This is a genomic window from Runella sp. R0.1_18 (assembly GCF_057652155.1).
The window spans coordinates 26,128-47,944 of sequence record NZ_JBYFCK010000011.1 but is presented as its reverse complement, the minus strand read 5'-3'; the positions used below and the strand labels follow the sequence as shown (position 1 = coordinate 47,944).

16 protein-coding genes are annotated in these 21,817 nt (G+C 45.0%); 7 read left to right on the top strand and 9 right to left on the bottom strand.

The genetic code is table 11. The features are described from left to right. The first annotated feature begins 8 nt into the window (after positions 1-8). Complete coding sequence (locus tag AC23P2_RS18990; protein WP_487774657.1) at positions 9-1,619, top strand: CotH kinase family protein; 1,611 nt, start codon at positions 9-11, stop codon at positions 1,617-1,619. A gap of 2 nt (positions 1,620-1,621) precedes the next feature. Here AC23P2_RS18990 and AC23P2_RS18985 read toward each other — a convergent pair whose 3' ends face one another. Beyond that, positions 1,622-2,059 carry a type I restriction enzyme HsdR N-terminal domain-containing protein gene (locus tag AC23P2_RS18985; protein ID WP_122932762.1) on the bottom strand — a complete coding sequence of 146 codons (438 nt, stop codon included), beginning with the start codon at positions 2,057-2,059 and terminating at the stop codon, positions 1,622-1,624. Positions 2,060-2,134: 75 nt separating this feature from the next. Between AC23P2_RS18985 and AC23P2_RS18980 the strand changes: the two genes are divergently transcribed. Beyond that, on the top strand, positions 2,135-2,905 hold the full coding sequence (locus AC23P2_RS18980) for an AMP nucleosidase (RefSeq protein WP_028523667.1): 771 nt from the start codon (positions 2,135-2,137) through the stop codon (positions 2,903-2,905). A gap of 80 nt (positions 2,906-2,985) precedes the next feature. Here the strand turns inward: AC23P2_RS18980 and AC23P2_RS18975 are convergent, their stop codons facing one another. From AC23P2_RS18975 to AC23P2_RS18965, 3 genes are all read right to left on the bottom strand, one after another. Beyond that, positions 2,986-4,326 (bottom strand): tetratricopeptide repeat protein, encoded by a 1,341-nt coding sequence (locus AC23P2_RS18975; RefSeq protein ID WP_487774656.1) that lies wholly within the window; start codon positions 4,324-4,326, stop codon positions 2,986-2,988. 109 nt (positions 4,327-4,435) lie between these two features. Beyond that, positions 4,436-5,332, bottom strand: coding sequence for a 1,4-dihydroxy-2-naphthoate polyprenyltransferase (locus tag AC23P2_RS18970; protein ID WP_487774655.1), 897 nt, complete (start codon positions 5,330-5,332; stop codon positions 4,436-4,438). A gap of 252 nt (positions 5,333-5,584) precedes the next feature. Continuing rightward, positions 5,585-8,533, bottom strand: a complete 2,949-nt coding sequence (locus AC23P2_RS18965) for an FAD-binding and (Fe-S)-binding domain-containing protein (protein ID WP_487774654.1) — start codon at positions 8,531-8,533, stop codon at positions 5,585-5,587. A 162-nt stretch (positions 8,534-8,695) separates the two neighbouring features. Here AC23P2_RS18965 and AC23P2_RS18960 point away from each other — a divergent pair, with 162 nt between their 5' ends. After that, positions 8,696-10,531, top strand: coding sequence for a patatin-like phospholipase family protein (locus tag AC23P2_RS18960; RefSeq protein WP_487774653.1), 1,836 nt, complete (start codon positions 8,696-8,698; stop codon positions 10,529-10,531). A gap of 10 nt (positions 10,532-10,541) precedes the next feature. After that, entirely contained in the window at positions 10,542-11,810 is a 1,269-nt protein-coding gene (locus tag AC23P2_RS18955) for an adenylate/guanylate cyclase domain-containing protein (RefSeq protein WP_487774652.1), read from the top strand. Positions 11,811-11,826: 16 nt separating this feature from the next. Here the strand turns inward: AC23P2_RS18955 and AC23P2_RS18950 are convergent, their stop codons facing one another. The 5 genes from AC23P2_RS18950 to AC23P2_RS18930 form a co-directional block, all read right to left on the bottom strand. Further along, positions 11,827-12,435, bottom strand: coding sequence for a hypothetical protein (locus AC23P2_RS18950; protein ID WP_487774651.1), 609 nt, complete (start codon positions 12,433-12,435; stop codon positions 11,827-11,829). A 55-nt stretch (positions 12,436-12,490) separates the two neighbouring features. Next, positions 12,491-13,945, bottom strand: a complete 1,455-nt coding sequence (locus tag AC23P2_RS18945) for a UDP-N-acetylmuramoyl-L-alanyl-D-glutamate--2,6-diaminopimelate ligase (protein WP_487774650.1) — start codon at positions 13,943-13,945, stop codon at positions 12,491-12,493. A gap of 91 nt (positions 13,946-14,036) precedes the next feature. Beyond that, positions 14,037-14,720, bottom strand: coding sequence for a DUF4276 family protein (locus AC23P2_RS18940; protein ID WP_487774649.1), 684 nt, complete (start codon positions 14,718-14,720; stop codon positions 14,037-14,039). After that, a complete protein-coding gene (locus AC23P2_RS18935; RefSeq protein ID WP_487774791.1) occupies positions 14,717-15,811 on the bottom strand; it encodes an AAA family ATPase in 1,095 nt (364 codons plus the stop codon). The genes AC23P2_RS18940 and AC23P2_RS18935 overlap by 4 nt, the downstream gene beginning before the upstream one ends. Positions 15,812-15,844: 33 nt before the next feature. Then, on the bottom strand, positions 15,845-16,429 hold the full coding sequence (locus AC23P2_RS18930) for an LOG family protein (RefSeq protein ID WP_487774648.1): 585 nt from the start codon (positions 16,427-16,429) through the stop codon (positions 15,845-15,847). A 135-nt stretch (positions 16,430-16,564) separates the two neighbouring features. Here AC23P2_RS18930 and AC23P2_RS18925 point away from each other — a divergent pair, with 135 nt between their 5' ends. From AC23P2_RS18925 to AC23P2_RS18915, 3 genes are all read left to right on the top strand, one after another. Next, positions 16,565-17,686, top strand: a complete 1,122-nt coding sequence (locus AC23P2_RS18925; protein ID WP_487774647.1) for an XdhC family protein — start codon at positions 16,565-16,567, stop codon at positions 17,684-17,686. Between the two features lie 10 nt (positions 17,687-17,696). Next, entirely contained in the window at positions 17,697-18,896 is a 1,200-nt protein-coding gene (locus tag AC23P2_RS18920; RefSeq protein ID WP_487774646.1) for a molybdopterin molybdotransferase MoeA, read from the top strand. A 459-nt stretch (positions 18,897-19,355) separates the two neighbouring features. Beyond that, entirely contained in the window at positions 19,356-21,776 is a 2,421-nt protein-coding gene (locus AC23P2_RS18915; RefSeq protein ID WP_487774645.1) for a ribonucleoside-diphosphate reductase subunit alpha, read from the top strand. Positions 21,777-21,817: the final 41 nt, after the last annotated feature.

Sequence of the window (21,817 nt, the reverse complement as noted above, 5' to 3'; positions counted from 1 at the left end):
TTGTAAATATGAGAACTTGGCTTGGGATGGTGTTGAATTTATTTTTTTGTGCGATGGTGTCAGCCCAAAACCTTGTGACCTCCAATTTGCCCCTTGTCATTATTGATACCCAAGGGCAGTTGATTGTGGATTCGCCCAAAATCAACGCACAAATGAAAATCATTTACAACGGCCCTGCCCTGCCGACTAGCCCCTCAGATGCGGCCAATGTTTACCAAGGCATCGTAGGCATTGAGTTTCGCGGGTCATCATCTCAGCTTTTTCCCAAAAAATCGTACGGATTTGAATTTCGGAACGAAAAAGGCGAGGGTAAAGAAGTAGCGCTGTTTGGTATGCCCAAGGAAGAAGACTGGATTTTGTTTGCTTCGTACAACGAAAAAAGCCTTTTACACAACGTCCTCGCCATGAAAATGGCGCGCGATTTGGGAATGTACGCCAGCCGCACCCAGTTTGTTGAAGTCATCGTCAACGGCCGCTACGAAGGGGTATATGTTCTTATGGAAAAAATCAAACGGGTCAATGGGCGATTGAACATTACCAAGTTATCTGACCAAGACAACAGCGGCGATGCGCTTACGGGTGGGTATATTTTTAAGGTTGACAAACCAACGGGTTCGGGCGGGTCGATAGGCTGGTTTTCTAAAGTCAACTACAGTGGTCGTATCCAGTATTTGTACGAATACCCCGATTTTGACGAAATTACCCCGAATCAAAAATCTTACCTCATTGCCAAAGTAGATAGTGCCGAAGCCGCATTAAATAGTGCACAATTCAGAGACCCACAAATAGGCTACCGTCGGTTTTATGATGGTCTTTCTTTTGCCCGAATTTTTCTAGTCAATGAAGTATCACGCAACGTGGACGGCTATCGTATCAGTACATTTTTTCACAAAGACCGCGACAGCAAAGGTGGAAAAATAAAAGCAGGCCCCGCTTGGGACTACGACTTGGCTTTTGGGAATGCCGACTATTGTGAAGCGCCACTTACTTACGGCTGGGCGTATTTATTTGGGAACGTCTGTCCTAGAGACAGTTGGCAAGTACCTTTTCATTGGAAGCGAATGCTCGAAGACCCCGCTTATGTCACCGAACTCAACGACGAATACCAACGAATGCGCAAAGGTGCTTGGAAAACCGAAACGCTTATGTCATATATTGACTCACTGGCGACTGTTCTTCAAGAAGCGCAACAACGGAATTTTCAGCGGTGGCCCGTTTTGGGGCAATACATTTGGCCCAATCCTACGCCTATTCCAACCTCATGGGCAGGCGAAGTTCTTGAACTCAAACAATGGCTCACACAACGCCTCGCGTGGATGGACATGAACATACCCGGTACGCTCACCACTGTTGACCCTACCCCCATCCACGAAGTAACAGTCGAAGTAGCGCCCAATCCTTTTGTTGACGACGCCCGTCTTCTCTTTAAAGCTCCGCGTCCAATGGAAATTTTTGCCGAAGTTTTTGACCTTAGTGGCAAACTGATTACCAGTAAGTTTCAGTACTTATCGGTCGCTCCAACCACCGTCAGCATTCCTATTCAAGGGCCTTCGGGCACTTACCTATTACGCGTTCATACCCCCAACGAAATCATTCGAAAGCAATTGGTAAAACAATAGCTTTATTCAAAAGGCGGGATTATTTCTAACGCGTTAGCTTCTCCTTCTTTTATTTCAAACAATAGATGTTCGAGTCCATTGCTAATGAGCAAATACGGTGCTTTGAGCACGGCGTTGTAGCGAATGGCTTGGTCGAGGACGGCATCCGTCAGCGGAATGTGAACGGCTTTGCACTCCACCAACAAAAAAGGCGCACCCGAGCGGTCGTAAACCAAAATATCGGTACGCTTAGCAAGTTGGTTATACTGCAAGCCACTTTCGGTACGAATCAAGGATTTTGGGTACTGATGATGGCCTATCAACCAGTGCAAGACATGCTGCCTCACCCACTCTTCGGGCGTGATAAGCAGGTACTTACGCCGAATTACGTCGAAGATATGAGGTTTTCCCGCAATTTTCGTAACTTTGTAATCAAAGGGGGGCAAATTTAGCTCAACCATACAGAGGAGGATTTGTAAGGGCATCTTACAAATCTTTTTTTTAACCTATTCTCCCCAAAAATCAACACAAAACCAATGAAAAGCAAAGAAGAAATCGTAGAAAATTGGCTCCCACGCTACACAGGAACTCCGCTGGAGGTCTTTGGAGAATACATTTTGTTGACCAACTTCATCAATTACGTACAAATGTTTGCCGACAAGTACGGGGTCGAAGTGTATGGTCGCGACCGTGCCATGCAAACCGCAACGGCCGATAATATCACCATCATTAACTTTGGGATGGGCAGCGCCATGGCGGCAACTGTAATGGATTTGCTGTCGGCCATCAATCCCAAAGCAGTGCTATTTTTGGGAAAATGTGGTGGATTGAAAAAAACACAAATCGGAGACTTGGTACTTCCGATTGCGGCCATTCGCGGCGAAGGAACAAGCAACGATTACATGCGACCAGAGATTCCTGCGTTGCCCTCTTTTCGTTTGCAACGGGCCGTGTCGTCCATGATTAAAAAACATGAGTTGGATTACTGGACAGGTACGGTCTATACCACCAACCGCCGAATCTGGGAACACGACGAAACGTTTAAAGAATACCTTCGCGAAATCAGAGCTATGGCGATTGACATGGAAACAGCGACCATCTTTACCGTTGGGTTTGTCAACCAAATCCCTCATGGTGCATTGTTGTTGGTTTCTGATAACCCACTCGTTCCTGAGGGTGTAAAAACCGAAGAGAGCGATAAAAAAGTAACTTCTCAGTTTGTAAACCGCCACCTTCAGCTTGGCATCGACTCCTTGGTGGAACTAGCCAGCTCAGGCGAATCGGTAAAACACCTGCGTTTTGAATAATTAGTTTTCCAACAAAAAAGACCTTAGCGAACACCAAGGTCTTTTTTGTTGGTAGTGCTTAAACCAACCGTATTTCGGAATTAGTTACAGTAGTCGCTGATTACTTTATAAGCTTGCGTATATCCCAATTCACCCGCTTTAGACAAATCCAAACAGCCGCCATTTTCGTCGCCAAGGCTGTGTTTAATCAAACCACGAACGTAATACGCTTCTGCATGCTTAGGGCTCAATTTGATGGCACTTGTGCAATCTTGGATTGCTCCTCTTTGGTCGCCAATGGCAGACTTAATCATACCGCGCGTAAAATATGCTTCTGCGTAAGTAGGGTTAAACTCAATTGCTTTGTTTAAGTCGATAATCGCACCTTTGCCATCGCCTTGTTTGTTTTTACCAACTCCCCGCGCAAAAAATGCCTCCGAACGCTCAGTCGAAAGTTCGTTAATTTTGTTTTTCTCTTGCACTACTTCACGAAGCTGGTCCAAAATCGAGCGGCTAATGCTTCCCATATAAACCACTTTTGTATCGGTAGGGGTGTTGTTAATATCAACTGCCTTGTTCAAATCCGAGATTGCATCGCGTTGGTTGCCCAATTTGCTTTTGCTAAATCCACGTCCATAATAGGCACGGTGGTTTTGTGGGTCAAGGCGAATCGCTTGGTCAAAATCAGTGATAGCTTCTTCGTATTTTTCTAGTTTGCTACGAGAAAAACCACGGTTGTAGAACGACTCCGCATCCTCTGGCTTCAATTCGATGGCTTTGCTGTAATCGTTTACGGCACCCGCAAAATCGTTTAATTTTATTTTTACGTAACCACGGCCTGACAATGCCGATGGGCTTTTGGGGGTCAAATCCAACACGCGAGAGAAATCAACCAAAGCACTTGGATAATCCTCCAATTTTGTTTTAACCGTACCACGGGCAAAAAGCGCTCCTGCGTTGTTTGGTTCTAATTCAATCGTACGGTTCAAATCTTGAAGCGCTCCACGGTAGTTTTCTACGCGAGCACGGTTAACTCCGCGTTGATAATATCCTTGTGGATCGTCAGGATTCAATTCAATAGCCCGTGAAAAATCTTGGATAGCAGAGCGAAAATCGTCTTGTTTGGCTTTGCTCGCCCCACGGTAGAGGTACGCGTCCGAATACTTAGGATTTAATTCGATAGAACGGTCAAAATCTAAAATTGCCCCACGGTGGTCTTTCAGATTCGCCTTCGCCATGGCACGATTATAGTAGCTAGGAGCGTTTTCTGGGCTCATCGTAATAGCCAAATTAAAGGCTTGAAGAGCGGCCACAAAATCGCCAGATTTACTTTTATTAACACCTTCTTCAAAATACTCCGCGGCAGTTTTTTGAGCTTTCAAAACATGAGTAAATGCCATAATACAGGCAAAAACAAACATAAAAGTTGAGCGTTGCTTCATAGCAATACGAAAAAAAAGTTTGATGAATATTGGGATTGGCTTGCCAAAACTACCGATTTTTAGACGCCTAGCCAACATGACCCCTAAAATATTTATGCCGAAAAGTAAATTATCCTACCCAAAATCCTATTCCAAATAACAGAACAAAAAGCAATGTGGAGAGCGCCATCTGTTTTAAATACGGATCTAACTCTCTTGGGTTTGTCAGTCGGCTAACGGCAAGACCATTCCTCACAAAAAGCGGAAAGCTAAGTACAAACACCCACTGACTCCATGTCCATTCGATGAGTAGTAAATAGGCAATACTTGCCAACATCCCGACCGTCAATAATACCCAATGATACACGATTGCCTTGCGACGACCGATACGCACTGGTACCGAACGCTTGCCCGTCAAAGTATCTGATTCGATGTCTCGGATGTTATTAATATTCAACACACCCACGGCAAATAATCCGCAACTTGTGGCGGGTAATAACAACGTTGGATCAAAAGTTTTGGTATGCAGATAATACACGCCCAGCACTCCTACCCATCCAAAAAATATAAGCACGGACAAATCTCCCAGCCCTTCATAGCCATAAGGACGCTTACCTGCGGTGTAGGTAATAGCCGCAATGATGGCGAGAATACCCAACCCCAAAAAGGCCAAAAACGACTGCCATGTAGCATCTTTGAGGGCTTCGTACAACAGCCCTATTCCGCTTACCAGCGATACTACCGAAAACAAAATCACGGCGTTTCGCATCGAACTAGCAGAAATCGCTCCCGACTGTACCGCCCGCTGAGGCCCCTGCCGTGCTTCGGTATCTTTTCCGTTTACGGCATCGCCGTAGTCATTGGCAAAGTTGGAAAGTACTTGCAGACAAACAGTGGTTACAACCGCCAAAATAGCCACTGTCCAGCTAAATTGATGGTGAGCTGCGGCCAAAAAACACCCCATTAGAATACTCGATAACGCCAAAGGCAACGTCCGCAAACGCGCCGCTTCTATCCATTTTTTCATCAGTTAGTCCATTATTTTTAGCCTATAATCCATAGAAAATCGAATTTTTATAAAATTTAAAAGTATAATTATCAAGCAATTAACGATTAGCAATTGACGATTAACAATTAACTTTTTGCATCTCTCTTTACAATTTCCTAATTTTGCATCGGCAAATCGGAACTACCAGCTCCCATTGAATCCCCCAGGTCTTGACCGAAGCAAGGGTAAATGGTTGTAGCGGTGAGATTCTCGGTTTGCCATTTTTTGTTTTTAGCGCAATGCTTCCCACAAAATTTCTACTGGGTGCAGCGCATGACGGCCCGTTCCATCGTGGATTTGGTGACGACAACTCGTCCCTGGTGCCGCAATAATCACATCTTCTGGTTGCTGACGTACGGTAGGGAATAATACCATCTCCCCGATTTTCATCGACAAATCGTAATGCTCTTTTTCGTACCCAAAACTTCCTGCCATTCCACAACAACCGCTTGGAATCAATTGCACTTCGTAGTTTTTGGGCAACGCAAGCATTTTTTTCGTCGGCACCATTGAGGCAATTGCCTTCTGCTGGCAATGACCATGCAGTTTGATGCGTTTGGGTTCTTCGGTAAATTGCTTGCTGGTAATGCGTTTGGCGTCGATTTCGCGGGCGATGAACTCATCAAACTGTAAAACATTTTTAGCCAAACGTTTGGCATCCTCGACCAATTCTTCACTCACTAAGTCAGGATATTCGTCGCGGAATGTTAAAATAGCCGACGGCTCAATTCCAACCAATGGTGTTTGGTCTGAAATTAGCCCTTTGAGCAGCCGCACATTTTGCTCCGCAATTTTTTTGGCATCTTTCAATAACCCCTTCGACAACTGCGGACGCCCACTCGGCCCGTGTTCAGGAATCACCACTTCGTACCCCAATTTTTCCAACAATTGAATGGCTTTTTTACCAATCTCGACGTCGTTATAATTGGTAAATTCATCACAAAAAAGATAAACTTTACCACCTGCCCTTTGTCCTCTGCCCTTTGCCCAATTCTTCAAAGTCGTGTTATGCAACAACGGCATGGTTCGGTCGGGGTGAAAACCAACCACCTGGTTGGCAATACGGCGCAAGGGAGCGTTTTTGAACACCAAATTATACGCCCAAGGCACGTAGCTCGCAATACCCGTTATTTTGGAGAAATTACCCACCAGCCACGAACGCATCGGTACGCCATGGGTATCGTAATAGTGTTGCAAAAACTCCATTTTCAGTTTGGCAACGTCCACGTTCGACGGGCATTCACCTTTGCAACCTTTGCAGGCCAAGCACAAATCATATACTTCTTTGACAGCCCCCATGCCCCCAATGGAGGTATTTTTATCATCCTTAAAACCTCCATTAGCGGTTGTGGAGCTGTGCGTCAAAAACTCACGCAATATATTAGCGCGAGCGCGGGTGGTATCCTTTTCGTTGCGCGTGGCCATAAAACTAGGACACATGGTTCCACCACTGAGCTGCGTTTTGCGGCAGTCGCCAGAGCCATTGCACTGCTCGGCGTGTTGCAAAATGGTTTGGTTTGGATAGCGAAAATACGTTTTAACGTCAGGCGTTTGTTGGTCAGCTTCGTAGCGTAAAAACGTATCCATTGGCGCCGTATCCACAATTTTGCCTGGGTTGAAAATCGTATTAGGGTCCCAAGTTCGTTTAAGCTCTTTAAACAAAGCGTAATTTTTTTCTCCCACCATTTGTGGAATAAATTCTCCGCGCAAACGCCCATCGCCGTGCTCTCCCGACAGCGAGCCGTCGTATTTTTTCACCAAAGTAGCAATCTCCTCCGCAATCATTCGGAATTGGCGATGGCCTTCTTTGGTTTTTAGGTTAATGATAGGACGAAGGTGGATTTCACCCGAGCCTGCGTGCGCATAATGCACCGCCGACATGCCGTTTTTGTGCAAAATTTCGTTAAAATCTCGAATAAAATACGGTTGGTCTTGTACATCCACGGCCGTATCTTCAATCACCGCCACGGCCTTTTCGTCGCCAGGGAGATTTCCCAAAAGCCCCAATCCAGCTTTCCGTAACGTCCATATTTTTTTGGTATCATCGGCGTGGAGAAGCGGATAATGAAAGCCTTTACCTTCTTTTTTGTAATCCGCAATCAGCTCTGCAGCCACTCGTTCTACCTCTTCTTTGGTATCCTGAGAAACATCCACCACCAAAATAATCGGATACGAACCGTCGGCTTTTTTCTGAACAAAAAATGCGTTTTTACTTTGTTCGGGGTTCTCGGCCGCACATTCCAAAATGTAGTTATCAATCAGTTCAACGGCCTGTGGTTTGTATTTCAGCGCCGTCAGAGTCGCATGAAGCGCGTCGTCGATGGTATCAAAGTGAACACATACCAAGCCTTGCGCTTTGGGCGGTGGCGGAATAATGTTCAATTTGATTTCGGTCAAAAAGCAAAGCGTTCCTTCCGAACCCGCAATCAACTTACACATATTGAAAGGCTCCGTTCCTCCAAAGGGAGCAGAATCCAAGAGCATATCCAACGCGTAGCCCGTATTTCGGCGTTCAATTGACTTTTTTGGGAAGTTTTTACGAATTTCCGCTTGGTTTTCGGCATCAGAGAGAATGGCGGCCGTTGCTCGATAAATATCCCCTTCTAAGCCTTCTTCTGTTATTTTGTGGTTAAATTCCTCGTTGGTAGTTGCGCCAAAGACCACTTCGCTCCCATCGGCAAGTAGTGCCTTTACTTCCAACAAATGTTCACGCGTGGAGCCATAGACCACTGAGTTAGAGCCGCAAGAGTTATTTCCCACCATCCCGCCAATCATCGCGCGGTTTGCAGTAGAAGTTTCGGGGCCAAAGTACAATCCATAAGGCTTCAGTGCCATGTTTAGCTCATCGCGTACGACACCTGGCTGCACGCGCACCCAGCGTTCTTCGGCATTGATTTCCAAAATCTTGGTAAACGTCCGCGATACATCGACCACGATGCCATTTCCGACCACTTGCCCCGCCAACGACGTTCCAGCCGTACGCGGAATGAGGGATGTTTTGTGGGTATTTGCAAAACGGATAAGCACTTTTAAATCCTCAATGTCCTGCGGAATCGCCACGGCCAGCGGCATCTCACGATACGCCGACGCATCGGTAGCGTAGAGCGTTCGCATGGTTGTATCGTCGTACAGTTCGCCCTTAAAACGTTGGGCTAATTCAGAAAGTGGTAGGTGAGTCATTGGTGAGTTTTCGAAATCATCTGCGAAACCACAAAGTTACGATCTACACGTTTGTTATGCTAATTTGATTTTATTTCAACACATGCTTTATAGTACGATTTACTCTACTAGAAATATATACTCCTTGCTTGACTATCATTGAAGTTAGGGATATATTTGGCTATGCAAAAAGCTGTTTACTACGAATTACTCCAAATTACGCTGACCCGCATTTTTGGAGAACTCCCAATGGATGTTTTTGAATCAGTCGTTGATTTATTAGAATGGAAAGAAATAGCGGGGGGAGAAATTTTATTCCATAAAAACGATGAAGCGGATTGTTTGTATGGCGTACTCAGCGGACGGCTACGGGCGTATGTTCCGACCGACGACGGGTCAGAAATACCCTTGGGTGAAATTCCGCCAGGAGAAACGGTGGGAGAAATGGGGATTTTTACTGAGTCTCCGCGCAGTGCGAGTATCGTCGCCATCCGTGATTCTGTTTTGGTAAAAATCAGTAAAACCGCCTTTGAAAAAATCATCATGGTGTCGCCAAAAGTCGTTCTCAACATCACCAATTTGATTATTGAGCGACTAAATCGGCAAAATCTTTCCAAAAAAACGAACTACAAAATCACCAACGTTGCCCTCATTTGTCTGCATCATTCTCCTGCCGAAAAAGCATTTTGTCAGGCAGTTTTCAAAGCACTTCATCCAAAGGCAAGTTGTTCCTATTTATCCATTGAGCGGATTAGCCAGCATTTTAACGACCCACACATTGCGAATGTAGAAAAAACAGACGTGGCTAATTACCGACTGCTCAGTAATTGGCTCGATGAACAAGAAGCTCAGTACAATTATGTTTTTTACGAGGCCGACACCCTCACCAGCGAATGGGCCAAACGTTGCGTTCGTCAGGCGGATAAAGTGCTAATTATTTCTGAAAGTCAATACAGCTCGGGACCGAGCGCTGCCGAAATAGCCTTATTATATACAGGCCCCTCAAGTGTCAACAAAACGCTGGTATTGCTTCATCCTCCCATGGCTGAGTTTCCAACCAAGACCTCCAGCTGGCTACGAAGCAGGCGAGTTCAGCGGCATTTCCACGTAGAACAAGACAACCCCTCCGACGTTGAGCGCATTAGACGCTATCTCATGGGCCAATCCGTCGGGTTGGTGCTATCGGGAGGCGGGGCGCGGGGCTTTGTGCATGTGGGGGTGTATCGCGCCTTGGAAGAACGTGGTATTCCCGTCGATTTTGTGGGGGGAACAAGCATGGGCTCCATCATTGGCAGTTTTATTGCCATGGGGTATTCTGCTGAAACGCTTGACAAAGTGATGCGTAAAATCTACGTAGAGGGAAAAAATCCGACGGCTGATTTTAACCTGATTCCCTACTTTTCGCTGATTAAAGGGAAGAAAGTGGAGGAAATTTTAGAAAAATATTGCGGCGACGTCGAAATCGAAGATTTGTGGCGCAATTTTTATTGTATTTCTAGTAACCTCACCAAAGCCGAAGCCATGATTCATCAAGCAGGGAAATTGCGAAAATACGTACGGGCCAGCATCTCGCTGCCAGGTATTTTACCTCCAGTGATTGACGAAGAAGGCTTGCTGGTGGACGGTGGCATTTTTAACAATACGCCCGTAGATGTTATGCTGGCGCAGGGGGTGGGAAAAGTAATTTCGGTCGATATGAATGTGCAGCGTACGCTTCAAAAAAATGAAGATTACCAATCAGGTGGTACGTGGCAAGCGTTCAAAGGGCGGGTCATGGGGCAAAGTACGGGAACAAGAATCCCTAATATGATGTCCGTAATTTTTCAATCAACCACCATTTCTAGTGATTTTAAAGCCAACCAATACAAGCCTTACTGTGACCTGTACATCAACCCCAATGTGAGCAGTTTTGGCATCATAGATTGGAAATCGTACGAAAAAATCGTTGAAATCGGCTACCAAACTGCCATTGAAGCAATTGATGAACAATTAAAAACGACGCTTGAGTCCTTCAGGTAATCCACACATTATGAAAAGACGTCTTTGGATATTGTTATTGGTATTGACACTTACTCATCCTTTAGCAGCGCAAAAGAGCAAAACCGACTCAGCTACGACGAAAAAAAAGGGGTGGCGGCTTTTTGGCAACAAAAAAAATAAAGAGTTAGAAGCGGTTTCAAAGGAAAAAGACAAAGTTTCGGAAGAGAAGAAAAAAGTAGAAAACGAAAAGCAATTTTTAGAGTGGAAAAATCAAAATTTGTCCTCTCAAATCGACGCCCTTGACCAGCAAAAAAAGGCGTTGGATGTTCAACAGCACTTTCTGGATTCGCAGCTTGTTGTCCGCAACCAAAGCCTCAAACTCATGAGTGAGGCGCAAATGAAAATCCAATTGATGCTCTTGCGACAAAAACAACTGCTCGATTCTATTTCGTTTACCAAAGTTATTGACTCCCTAAAAATCAGCGACCAACAAAAAATTCTGACCCAAAAAGAAGACCAACTTCGACGGCAAGAAGCAGAAGTCGAACTTCAACAAAGCCAACGGAATTTACTGATTGTGGTGGTATTTGGGGTTTTGGTAGTAGCTCTTGGTATTTACCGAAGCCTGCTGAATGTCAAAAAATATTCTAAAATTATTGAGGAAGAAAAGAACAAATCGGAATACCTACTGCTCAACATTCTGCCCAAAGAAGTAGCCGATGAGCTCAAGAAAAGCGGCGCCGCCGAAGCAAAGCATTACGAAGAAGTAAGTGTATTGTTCTCTGATTTTGTGGGCTTTACATTTTTGGCCGAAAAACTCCCGCCCCAAGAACTGGTCGCTGAGCTAGACTACTGTTTCAAGCGTTTTGACCGAATTATGGGCAACAATAAGATTGAAAAAATAAAGACCATTGGCGATGCCTACATGGCCGCAGGTGGCGTACCCGTGCCCGACTCCGACGCTCACGTGCGTATCGTACGGGCTGCGCTTGAGCTGCAAGAATTTATCGAAGCCCGCAAACAGCAACGGCTCCACGAAAATTTGCCTTTTTTTGAAGCCCGCGTCGGGATTCACACGGGGGAAGTAGTAGCAGGAATTGTGGGAGAAAAGAAATTTGCCTTCGACCTTTGGGGGGATACCGTCAACATTGCATCTCGCATGGAATCAGCGAGTCTTCCTGGCAAAGTCAATATTTCGGAAGATACGTACGAGCTGGTCAAAGCGCATTTTATTTGCTCCGACCGTGGCAAAAAAGACATCAAAAATCGCGGAGAGAAAGGGATGTTTTTTGTGGAAAGGGAGATTTTAGGAGATTGAATGCCCCCTAAAACCTTTATGTAACTGGCAAAATCTCTTCGTCTTCTAAAATTTGTTGCAAGCAAAACGTATAGTCATCAAACAGCGGAACGCTCTCGCTCCAAGCATATACTTCTACATTTTTGTGGGTGCGTATCACCAAAATTTGACGACTTTTCGTCAAAATCCATACAATTCCCTCCACCCCAAAAGTCAACAATTCTTGCGATTTTTGAAGAATATAATCTGCTTCCGTCCCGCCTTCTTCCTCATTTTCGGCTTTAGCATCAATTTTCACATCCACTTCGATAATGAATTTAGGAGGGACAGGAGTGTAAGTATCTGTCCAAGGATGAGGTGATTTTGATTTTTCACAAATGAGAATGTCTCCCGAAAAATTGACATTCTTCCGCAAATGCAATCCAACTTCGTTTGTAGGCACCCAAAACTGTTTTTTAGGTAAAAGATTTTTTAGAAAATGTACGAGTGCTTGTATCATCAAGCCTTGTAAAAAACTACTTCCTATAATTTCTTCTTCCGTTTTGAGTCCTAACAATACTTTACGGTATCCTTTACGATAATAGACACGACCGCCAAACTCCTCATAAATAAGGCTTTGGGGAATGGTTTGTGTTGTAGTGGCCATAGCGTTTCTCCTTTTCTGAACTTACGTAAAGTTACAAAATTTTCACATTGGCTGGTTACTCAAACGCCGCCCGTAACTCTTCCCTATCGTCAAAATGATGCTTTACGCCTTTGATTTCTTGGTAGGTTTCGTGGCCTTTGCCCGCTACCAAAATGATGTCATGCGGCTGGGCCAACGACACCGCATACCGAATGGCCTCGCGGCGGTCTTCGATGGTTTTGGTTTTCTTAAAGTCAACGGGCGAAACGCCTGCTTGCATTTGCTCTAAAATCGCAAAAGGGTCTTCGTTGCGCGGATTATCCGACGTTAGAATCACTTTATTGCTCAATTCGCAGGCAATTCGCGCCATTTCGGGGCGCTTGGTCGCATCCCGATTTCCGCCACAGCCTACTACGGTAATTACCTGTTGGTCACCTTCGCGAAGTTCGTTGATGGTTTCGAGAACGTTTTGTAGGGCATCGGGCGTGTGGGCATAGTCCACAATTCCCACCACTTCGCTCTGACTTACGACCTGCTCAAAACGACCTGGTGGCGGCGTAACCGCCGACAGCGCCGTCAGTACTTGTTCGGTATCTTCGCCCAACAAAATAGCCGCGCCATATACACCTAATAGGTTGTAGGCATTGAATTTCCCAATCAGTTTAAACCAAACTTCTTGTCCGTCCACGTCCATTTGAAGACCAAAAAGGCTATCAGCAATGAGTTTACCTTTGAAGGTGGCAACGGTTTGTAACGAATAAGTCTCTTTGCGAGCTGCGGTATTTTGCACCATCACCCCCCCACGGCGATCGTCGATGTTGACGAGTGCAAAGGCCGTTTTAGGCAACTGGTCAAAGAATCCTTTTTTGGCTTTGATGTAGTTATCGAACGTTTTGTGAAAATCAAGGTGGTCGTGGGTGATATTGGTAAAGATTCCTCCCGCAAACGTCAGCCCCGCGATGCGCTCCTGTGCCACCGCGTGTGAACTCACTTCCATAAAGCAATATGAACACCCGCGACGAACCATTTCGGCCAACAACTCATTGATTTTAACCGAATCGGGCGTAGTATGGGTGGACGGAATAATATCGTCGTCGATTTGGTTTTGCACCGTCGAAAGTAACCCAACCCGATGACCTAATTGGCGGAATAGTTTGAACAACAAGGTCACGGACGATGTCTTTCCGTTGGTTCCTGTTACACCTACTAATTTAAGCTTCGCCGACGGGTTATCGTAGAAATTGGACGCGATTTGACCCATGGCACGGGCAGAATCATCCACTTGTATATAGACGACACCGTCGGCCAATTCTGTCGGAATATCTTGACAAAGCACTGCTGCCGCGCCCATTTCAATGACTTTCGGGATAAATTGATGCCCATCGACTTGCGTTCCTTTCTGAGCTACGAACAAGCTTCCTGAGGTTACTTTTCGAGAATCAAATTCGATACCCGTAATGGCAACCGTTACATCTCCCTGAACCGACAAGGTAGCCACACCTGCCAGTATATCTTGCACTATTTTTGACATGTTTCTCTTGATTTTTGATTAAAAACGAAGATTTGAGCGTCCTCGGGGTTGGTTTTGAGCAACCAACGGGACTTGTTTTATAATGCTAAAATTAAACCGCTTCCAATTTTGTTATCCACTCACCAAAGTGAGGGCATTTTTCCCGTAATAGGGTTAAGCCAATATCTTCTGCCACCATTGGTCCGACTTGAGCTTTTTGACTTTCATAATCGGGAATGTAACGAATGATTCGTTTAGAAGGAGCCATTTGGGGAGATTCATTGATTTCTTCAGGAGGCATCAAAGCAATCTCTTTTGTCAACCTACCAATAGCAGTTTGTTCATCAGGATACATTCCTAGCAACCTATCTGGGCTAGCTAAAAGGAACGCCTCAAACTCATGTAATTGTATATAAGGAACAAAATTGGGGTGATTGATATCAGCAGCAATAGCCGATTCTAACGCTTCCACTTTTTGATATGCATTTTCAATACTTTGTAAGTCTTTTGTATAAGGGCTTTCCGAATCTTTTGGAAAGGCGTACAAGTCAATAAAACTTGTGTAAAATGTATCAACACGGCCTCGGTCAGCTATTATCCATCTGATTATTTCATTTCTAAATTTTGCATACGTTGATATACCTCCTTTTGCAGGTTTGTTGTTCACTTTATCCCATCCTGTTCTTACTTTTCTAGCAGACACAAAAATACCCAACGGAGCAAAATGCTTTACCAAAACATCGTTTACAAAAACCTCCTCAGAAGTCCCCTCAACTATAATATTTACGAACTTCATGGTCTTCCTCCTATGATGTTTTTCTCCCAAATTTGTCCCGTAGAAAACTCTTCAAGATATACTTCTAAACTATCTGAATCTGGCCGATGAAATTCAGAACTACGGCCTTTTCGTTCAATCACCACCAAATCATCTAGCTCAAAGTTGTTCACAAGGCTAATAGATTGCGTGGCCACAAATACTTGGCAATGTTTAGAAGCAACCTTTATCAAGCCTGCAACCGCATCGATTGCACTTGGGTGTAAGCCTAACTCGGGTTCGTCCAAGAACAATACGGCGGGTAAATCTTTGGGATTTTGCGCCAATAGGCTAATCAAAGCAATCGTTCGTAGCATTCCGTCAGAGGCTTGTCCAACGTTAAAAACTTTGTTTGTTCCTTTTTCTTTCCAACGCAGTAGAATTTGACCAAACTCTTCGTATAAATCAAAGTCATCAAAAAAGGGCAAAACCAATCGAATATATTTGACAATTCGCAGATAATAAGGTCGCTCATCTTGCTGAATACGATACAAAAAGCTTCCCAAATTTTCACCATTTTGTTTAAGCCCCCTACCATCTGCCACCGACCATTTCAAACGCATAGGTGCGGTATCACTGGTATTATGAAATTGATATACAACCAATTTTCTAAGCAGATTAAGAATCGTATCAGCATAAGGGGAAAGTGTTTGAGGTAGTCTTGCTTCTTCATGACCTACACCAAGACTAACCCAATTTGCTTGCTTTATTTTGTTTCTGGCCGAAGACCGATGTTTTTCTTCACGAAACACTAATTTATCAGGTCGGGCAAACATTAAGCTAAAGGAATATTCGTTTACCCAATTTTCCGTTTCAACGACTAAATCGGCCTCAATTGTTTTTGTCACCTCGGCCCCATCGTGCAAAATATCGTTCGCCCCCCCCAAATAAGCCACATGCTCTTGAAGCTTGCCATCAGAATTCAGTATCCAACTCAAAAACTTAAAAAAAGAAATGAAGTTACTTTTCCCCGCTCCGTTAGGCCCTATTAAAATATTAATAGGTTTCGGTTCAAAATTTTCAATTGATTTTATTGATTTGTATCCTTTAATCGTAAAGGACTTTAGCTTCATCTCTGACATATTTTTGAGCATTTTGATTGACTCTTACCCCTGCTGAATATTCTTCAACTCAAGCTTAGTTTCCTTCCGTTCAAACGCCATCATTTTGTCTAATAACTCCTCTATGTTATCCGCTACAAACAATAATTGACGATTTTCTGCTTTCAAAAAACCTTCTTCCACCATGTGGTCGATGTGGGCTAATAAGTGATTGTAGAAACCATTGACATTCAATACCCCGACTGGCCCATGAAAAATTTTCAACTGCGTCCACGTCAGAATTTCAAACAACTCGTCGAGGGTTCCGAAACCGCCAGGAAGCGCAATGACTCCATCTGACATAGAAACCATTTTGGCTTTACGCTCGTGCATTGTGTCCACAAAGTGAATCTCGGTGAGTGTTTTGTGCGCCACTTCTAGTTCGGCCAAAAAATTAGGAATAATACCCGTTACTTTTTGTCCTCCTGCCAGCACACCATCCGCAACGGCCCCCATCAACCCCAAATTTCCTCCTCCATAGACCAAACTTATACCTCGGTTGGCCAACGCACGCCCAGCTTCCTCGGCTGCTTGAAAATACTCAGGTCGCTTGCCCGCGTTTGCCCCACAATACACAACAATTGTCTTCATTCTCGGTTTGTTAATAATTGCTTTGGGCACAAATATCGGGAACGAATTTGACCAATGCTAACGAATATCATTGGTGAGAATGGGGAATCCTCTATTTTTGTTGTGGCTCTTACCAAGACAAATTAGCACATTAACATGAAAGAAATCAAAGCCATCATCGAAGCCTACGACGGCCTCGACCGAAGCACTACCAAAGCCGCCCTCGCCACCGTTGTGCGCGTCGAAGGGTCGTCGTATCGTCGTACGGGTGCCCGTATGCTTGTCATGGACGACGGCGTGTGGGTAGGTGGCATCAGCGGGGGCTGCTTAGAAGGCGATGCCCTCAAACGAGCACGCCTCGCCATTGCCAAATCGCAAGCGAGCTTAGTGACCTACGACACTACCGAAGACGACCAACACCAGATTGGCGTGGGATTGGGATGCAACGGGGTCATTGACGTTTTATTGACTCCCCTTTCGTTTGAGGATGCTAATAATCCCGTTGAAATTCTCAAAAGCTGCATGAACGAACGCCGTCAGACGCACATTCTATTAACGGTGATTGGGTTAGAAGACGACTACCAAGGCTTACAAGCAGGAACGATGATCCGTTATACAGGCCCTGAAAGTATGGCATTTTTAGACAACCCAAGCCTTCAGGCAGAACTTACCCATACCATAGAGGTGTATGCCGAAAAAGGGCGTTCTCGTCCCAAGGCGTTTGACCTCCCCGACGGCCGAACGCTTGAATTGTTCATCGAAATTCTTCCTCCAGAAATTCACCTTGTATTGATGGGTCACCAATACGATGTGCTACCATTGGCTCGTCTTACCAAAGAAATTGGTTGGCGGACAACCATCGTTGCCAATCCTCAGAAACTGATGTCTAAATTGGTGGCTGTTACCAATGCGATTGTGACCCCAGCCGATTTTAGCACCATTTTAATTGACGAACATACGGCTATTATTCTCATGTCGCACGATTTTAAGACGGACAAATACAACCTTCCCAAAGTGCTACAAACGGCGGCGAGTTACGTGGGGATGTTGGGGCCCAAAGTCCGTTCCGAAAAAATCCTTAAAGAACTTTCTGAAGAAGGGATTGTTATTTCAAAAGCCGAAAGCGAACGAATTCACGCCCCCGTAGGTTTGGACATAGGCGCTATTTCGCCCGAAGAAATTGCCTTGTCGATTTTGGCCGAGATACGCGCTGTTTTTTCCCAACGTACGGGAGAAGCTTTACGCCTTCGCACAACCCCCATTCACGAACGCGATTGATTTATTTACCATGGACTTGACATCTGTAAACGATGCCACACGCATCATTTTAGAAAATACCCTCGACTACGGTGCCGAGACCGTTGCTTTTACTGACGCCTATCGCCGTGTACTGGCCGAGCCGCTCGTAGCCGACCGCGACTTTCCACCTTTCGACCGCGTGACAATGGACGGAATTGCGATTCAATGGCAAAGTTTCCAAAACGGTCAACGTACCTTTCGGATTGAAAGTACCCAAACTGCGGGCGACGTGCAACATACGCTTCAAGACGCTACCGCTTGCATTGAGGTAATGACGGGGGCTTCGCTTCCCATCCATACCGACACGGTCATCAAATACGAAGACGTAACAATAGAAAACGGAGTAGCACAACTTAAATTTACCGTTCGCGAGAAACAAAATGTCCACTTTCGGGGCGAAGACCGCATGGCGGGTGCTGCTATTGTTCCCGCAGGCACGTTTTTAGGTCCACCCGAAATCGCCATTGCTGCCAGCGTTGGTGCGACGGAAGTGATGGTAAAAAAACTGCCATCGGTCGTTATTATTACTTCGGGCGACGAGCTAGTGCCCGTTGAGGCAACACCGCTTCCTCACCAGATTCGAAGCTCGAATGTTCACTGCATCGCCACTTTGCTCAAACCGTACCAAATCGAGGTAGATTTTATTCACATTCCCGACGACTTGGCCACCACGCAACAGGCCATTCAAAAAGCCCTACAGCAATACGACGTCCTCATTTTGTGCGGTGGGGTATCGCAAGGGAAAAAAGATTTTATTCCCAAAGCCCTTCAAGCCGAAGGCGTCCAGAAATATTTTCATAAACTGAGCCAGCAACCAGGAAAGCCCTTCTGGTTTGGGCGAAAAGGCCGTAACGTTGTCTTTGCTTTGCCAGGAAACCCCGTTTCTTCATTTCTGTGCGCGAGACGGTATTTTATTCCGTGGTTACGCCAGTCGTTAGGGCTACCAGCACTTGATAATACGTATGCCGTTCTTGACCAAAATTATACTTACACCTCCAATTTAACTTACTTTTTGCAGGTTCAGATATACCAAGAAAAAGCAATTCTTATGGCACACCCTGTGACTGGACACGGCTCAGGAGATTTTGCCAATCTCACTGAAAATCAAGGATTTTTGGAATTACCAAGCGAACAAAATGAATTTAAAAAAGGAGACATTTTTCCCCTTTGGAGGTATGATACGGTATAACACTTCTTTTTGATATGCCTAATAAATGGGGAGAAAATACCGTTTGATAAATTCATCGAAAAAAAAACTCCCAAAAAGTTGAATGAACCCAAAGGTTCGTCGTAAATTGTACCACGAAAAGCTCCAAACATAGCGATTTAATGGGCTACGATACTCTCTTAAATTTTTGTATTTTTTTTTCTTGATTTTTCAAAATTGAATGCCCTAACCAAGAGACTCGTAACCTGCTAATAGCAAATTCGTTACTAATTTCTGAACACTATACGACGGTATAAGCTGTGAACCGACATCATTTTTTTTGATTAGGGTCACTCATAAAACGTTTGTAATTTCGCAAAACCAATGACAAGCTATTTCCCCTTTCAGGTGCTCTCTCAGGCACTTGCAAAAGCGAATTGTGCTTTTCAAACCAAATCAGTACCAAACAGAAGATAACCCCAATAAAAATACGAAGTACCTATGTATGTTGTTAAACGCGATGGCCGCCGTGAATCGGTCAAATTTGATAAAATCACTTCCCGCATAGAGAAGTTGTGCTACGGACTGGAAGCTGCTTACGTTCAACCAATTGAAGTGGCAAAAAAAGTGGTATCTGGTATCTACGACGGTGTAACTACGGCCGAATTGGATGTATTAGCTGCCGAAACTGCCGCTTCCATGACCACGAAGCACCCCGATTACGCCATCTTGGCCGCGCGTATTGCTATTTCCAATTTGCACAAAAACACGCTGAAGTCGTTCTCGGCAACGATGAAGCAACTTTATACTTATACCGACCCCAAAACGGGCGAAAATGCTTCGTTGATTTCGAAAGAAGCCTATGACGTGATTCGCAAACACGCCGCCTTGCTCGACTCAACCATTATTTACGACCGCGACTACGGCTACGACTACTTTGGGTATAAAACGCTGGAGAAATCATACCTTTTAAAAATAAACGGCAAAATCGCGGAGCGCCCTCAGCACATGTTGATGCGCGTGGCGGTAGGCATTCACTTAGAAGATTTAGATTCGGTGATTGAAACCTACAACTTGCTTTCAGAAAGATGGTTTACCCACGCTACTCCTACGCTTTTCAACGCAGGAACGCCGAAACCACAGATGTCAAGCTGCTTCTTGTTGACGATGAAGGAAGATAGCATTGCGGGTATCTACGACACCCTCAAGCAATGCGCGCTTATTTCGCAGTCAGCAGGGGGAATTGGGGTGAGTATTCATAACATTCGTGCAAAAGGTAGCTACATCAAAGGCACAAACGGTAACTCCAACGGTATCGTGCCAATGTTGCGCGTATTCAACGATACGGCACGTTACGTTGACCAAGGCGGTGGTAAGCGAAAAGGTTCGTTTGCGATTTATTTGGAGCCTTGGCACGCCGATATTTTTGATTTCTTAGAATTGAAGAAAAACCACGGAAAAGAAGAACTCCGCGCCCGTGATTTGTTCTATGCCATGTGGATTCCTGACTTGTTCATGAAGCGCGTAGAAGCCAATGACTCATGGTCGTTGCTTTGCCCTCATGAGTGCCCAGGATTGGCAGATACTTATGGCGACGAGTTTGAAGCGTTATATACTCAATACGAACGCGATGGCAAAGCCCGCAAAACCGTGAAAGCCCAAGACCTTTGGTTTGCGATTATGGAGTCGCAAATTGAGACAGGGACGCCATACATGCTTTATAAAGACCACGCCAACCGCAAGTCGAATCAAAAGAACTTGGGAACCATCAAGTCGTCGAACTTGTGTACTGAAATCATGGAGTTTACCTCTCCAGACGAAGTAGCGGTTTGTAACTTGGCGTCGATTTCGTTGCCTAAATTTGTAGAACAAGGCACGGATGGTTTCTTGCATTTCAACCATGAGAAGTTGTTTGAAATCACGAAAGTGGTAACCCGCAACCTCAACAAAATCATTGACCTTAACTACTACCCTATCCCAGAAGCAGAGCGTAGCAACAAACGCCACCGCCCTATCGGGATTGGTATTCAGGGGCTTGCCGATGCGTTCTTGTTGATGCGTATGCCGTTTGAATCAGAAGAAGCACGCCGCCTCAATGAAGATATTCACGAAACCATCTATCACGGTGCTTTGGTGGCTTCAATGGAATTGGCCCAAAAAGAGGGTGCTTACCAAACTTGGAAAGGCTCGCCTATCTCAGAAGGTACTTTCCAATTTGATATGTGGAACGTTACTCCTAAGAGTGGTCGTTGGAATTGGGAACAACTTCGCAAAGATGTGGTGAAACACGGCGTTCGCAACTCACTTTTGTTAGCGCCTATGCCAACGGCTTCTACCAGTCAAATTTTGGGTAACAACGAATGTTTTGAACCATTTACATCTAACTTGTACGTTCGTCGCGTATTGTCGGGTGAGTTTGTGGTTGTTAATAAATACCTTCTCAAAGACCTCGTCAAAGAAGGTTTGTGGAACGATTCGATGAAGAACAAGCTGATGATGCACAACGGTTCGGTTCAAAAAATCGCCGAAATCCCACAACACCTCAAAGACCTTTACAAAACGGCTTGGGAAATTAAACAAAAGACGATTGTGGATATGGCCGCCGACCGTGGGGCGTACATTTGTCAGTCGCAGTCGTTGAACATTTTCATGGAAAATGCCAACTACGGAAAACTTACGTCGATGCACTTCTACGCGTGGAAGAAAGGCTTGAAAACAGGTATGTATTACCTCCGTACCCAAGCAGCCGTTGATGCGGTGAAATTTACCGTAGAAAAACACGTGGAAGCTGTGTTGGAACCTGTTACGACGAAAGTTTTAGAAAAAGACCTCAACTACGAGAAATACGCGCAAGAACACGCTCCTCAGGCAGCTCCAAAAGAAGATACGCAGTATCCTCTTAACTCGCCTAAGGATAATTAATCTTTCGCTTTCTACTTACCCCTTGCAAGCCCGAGCCTTTG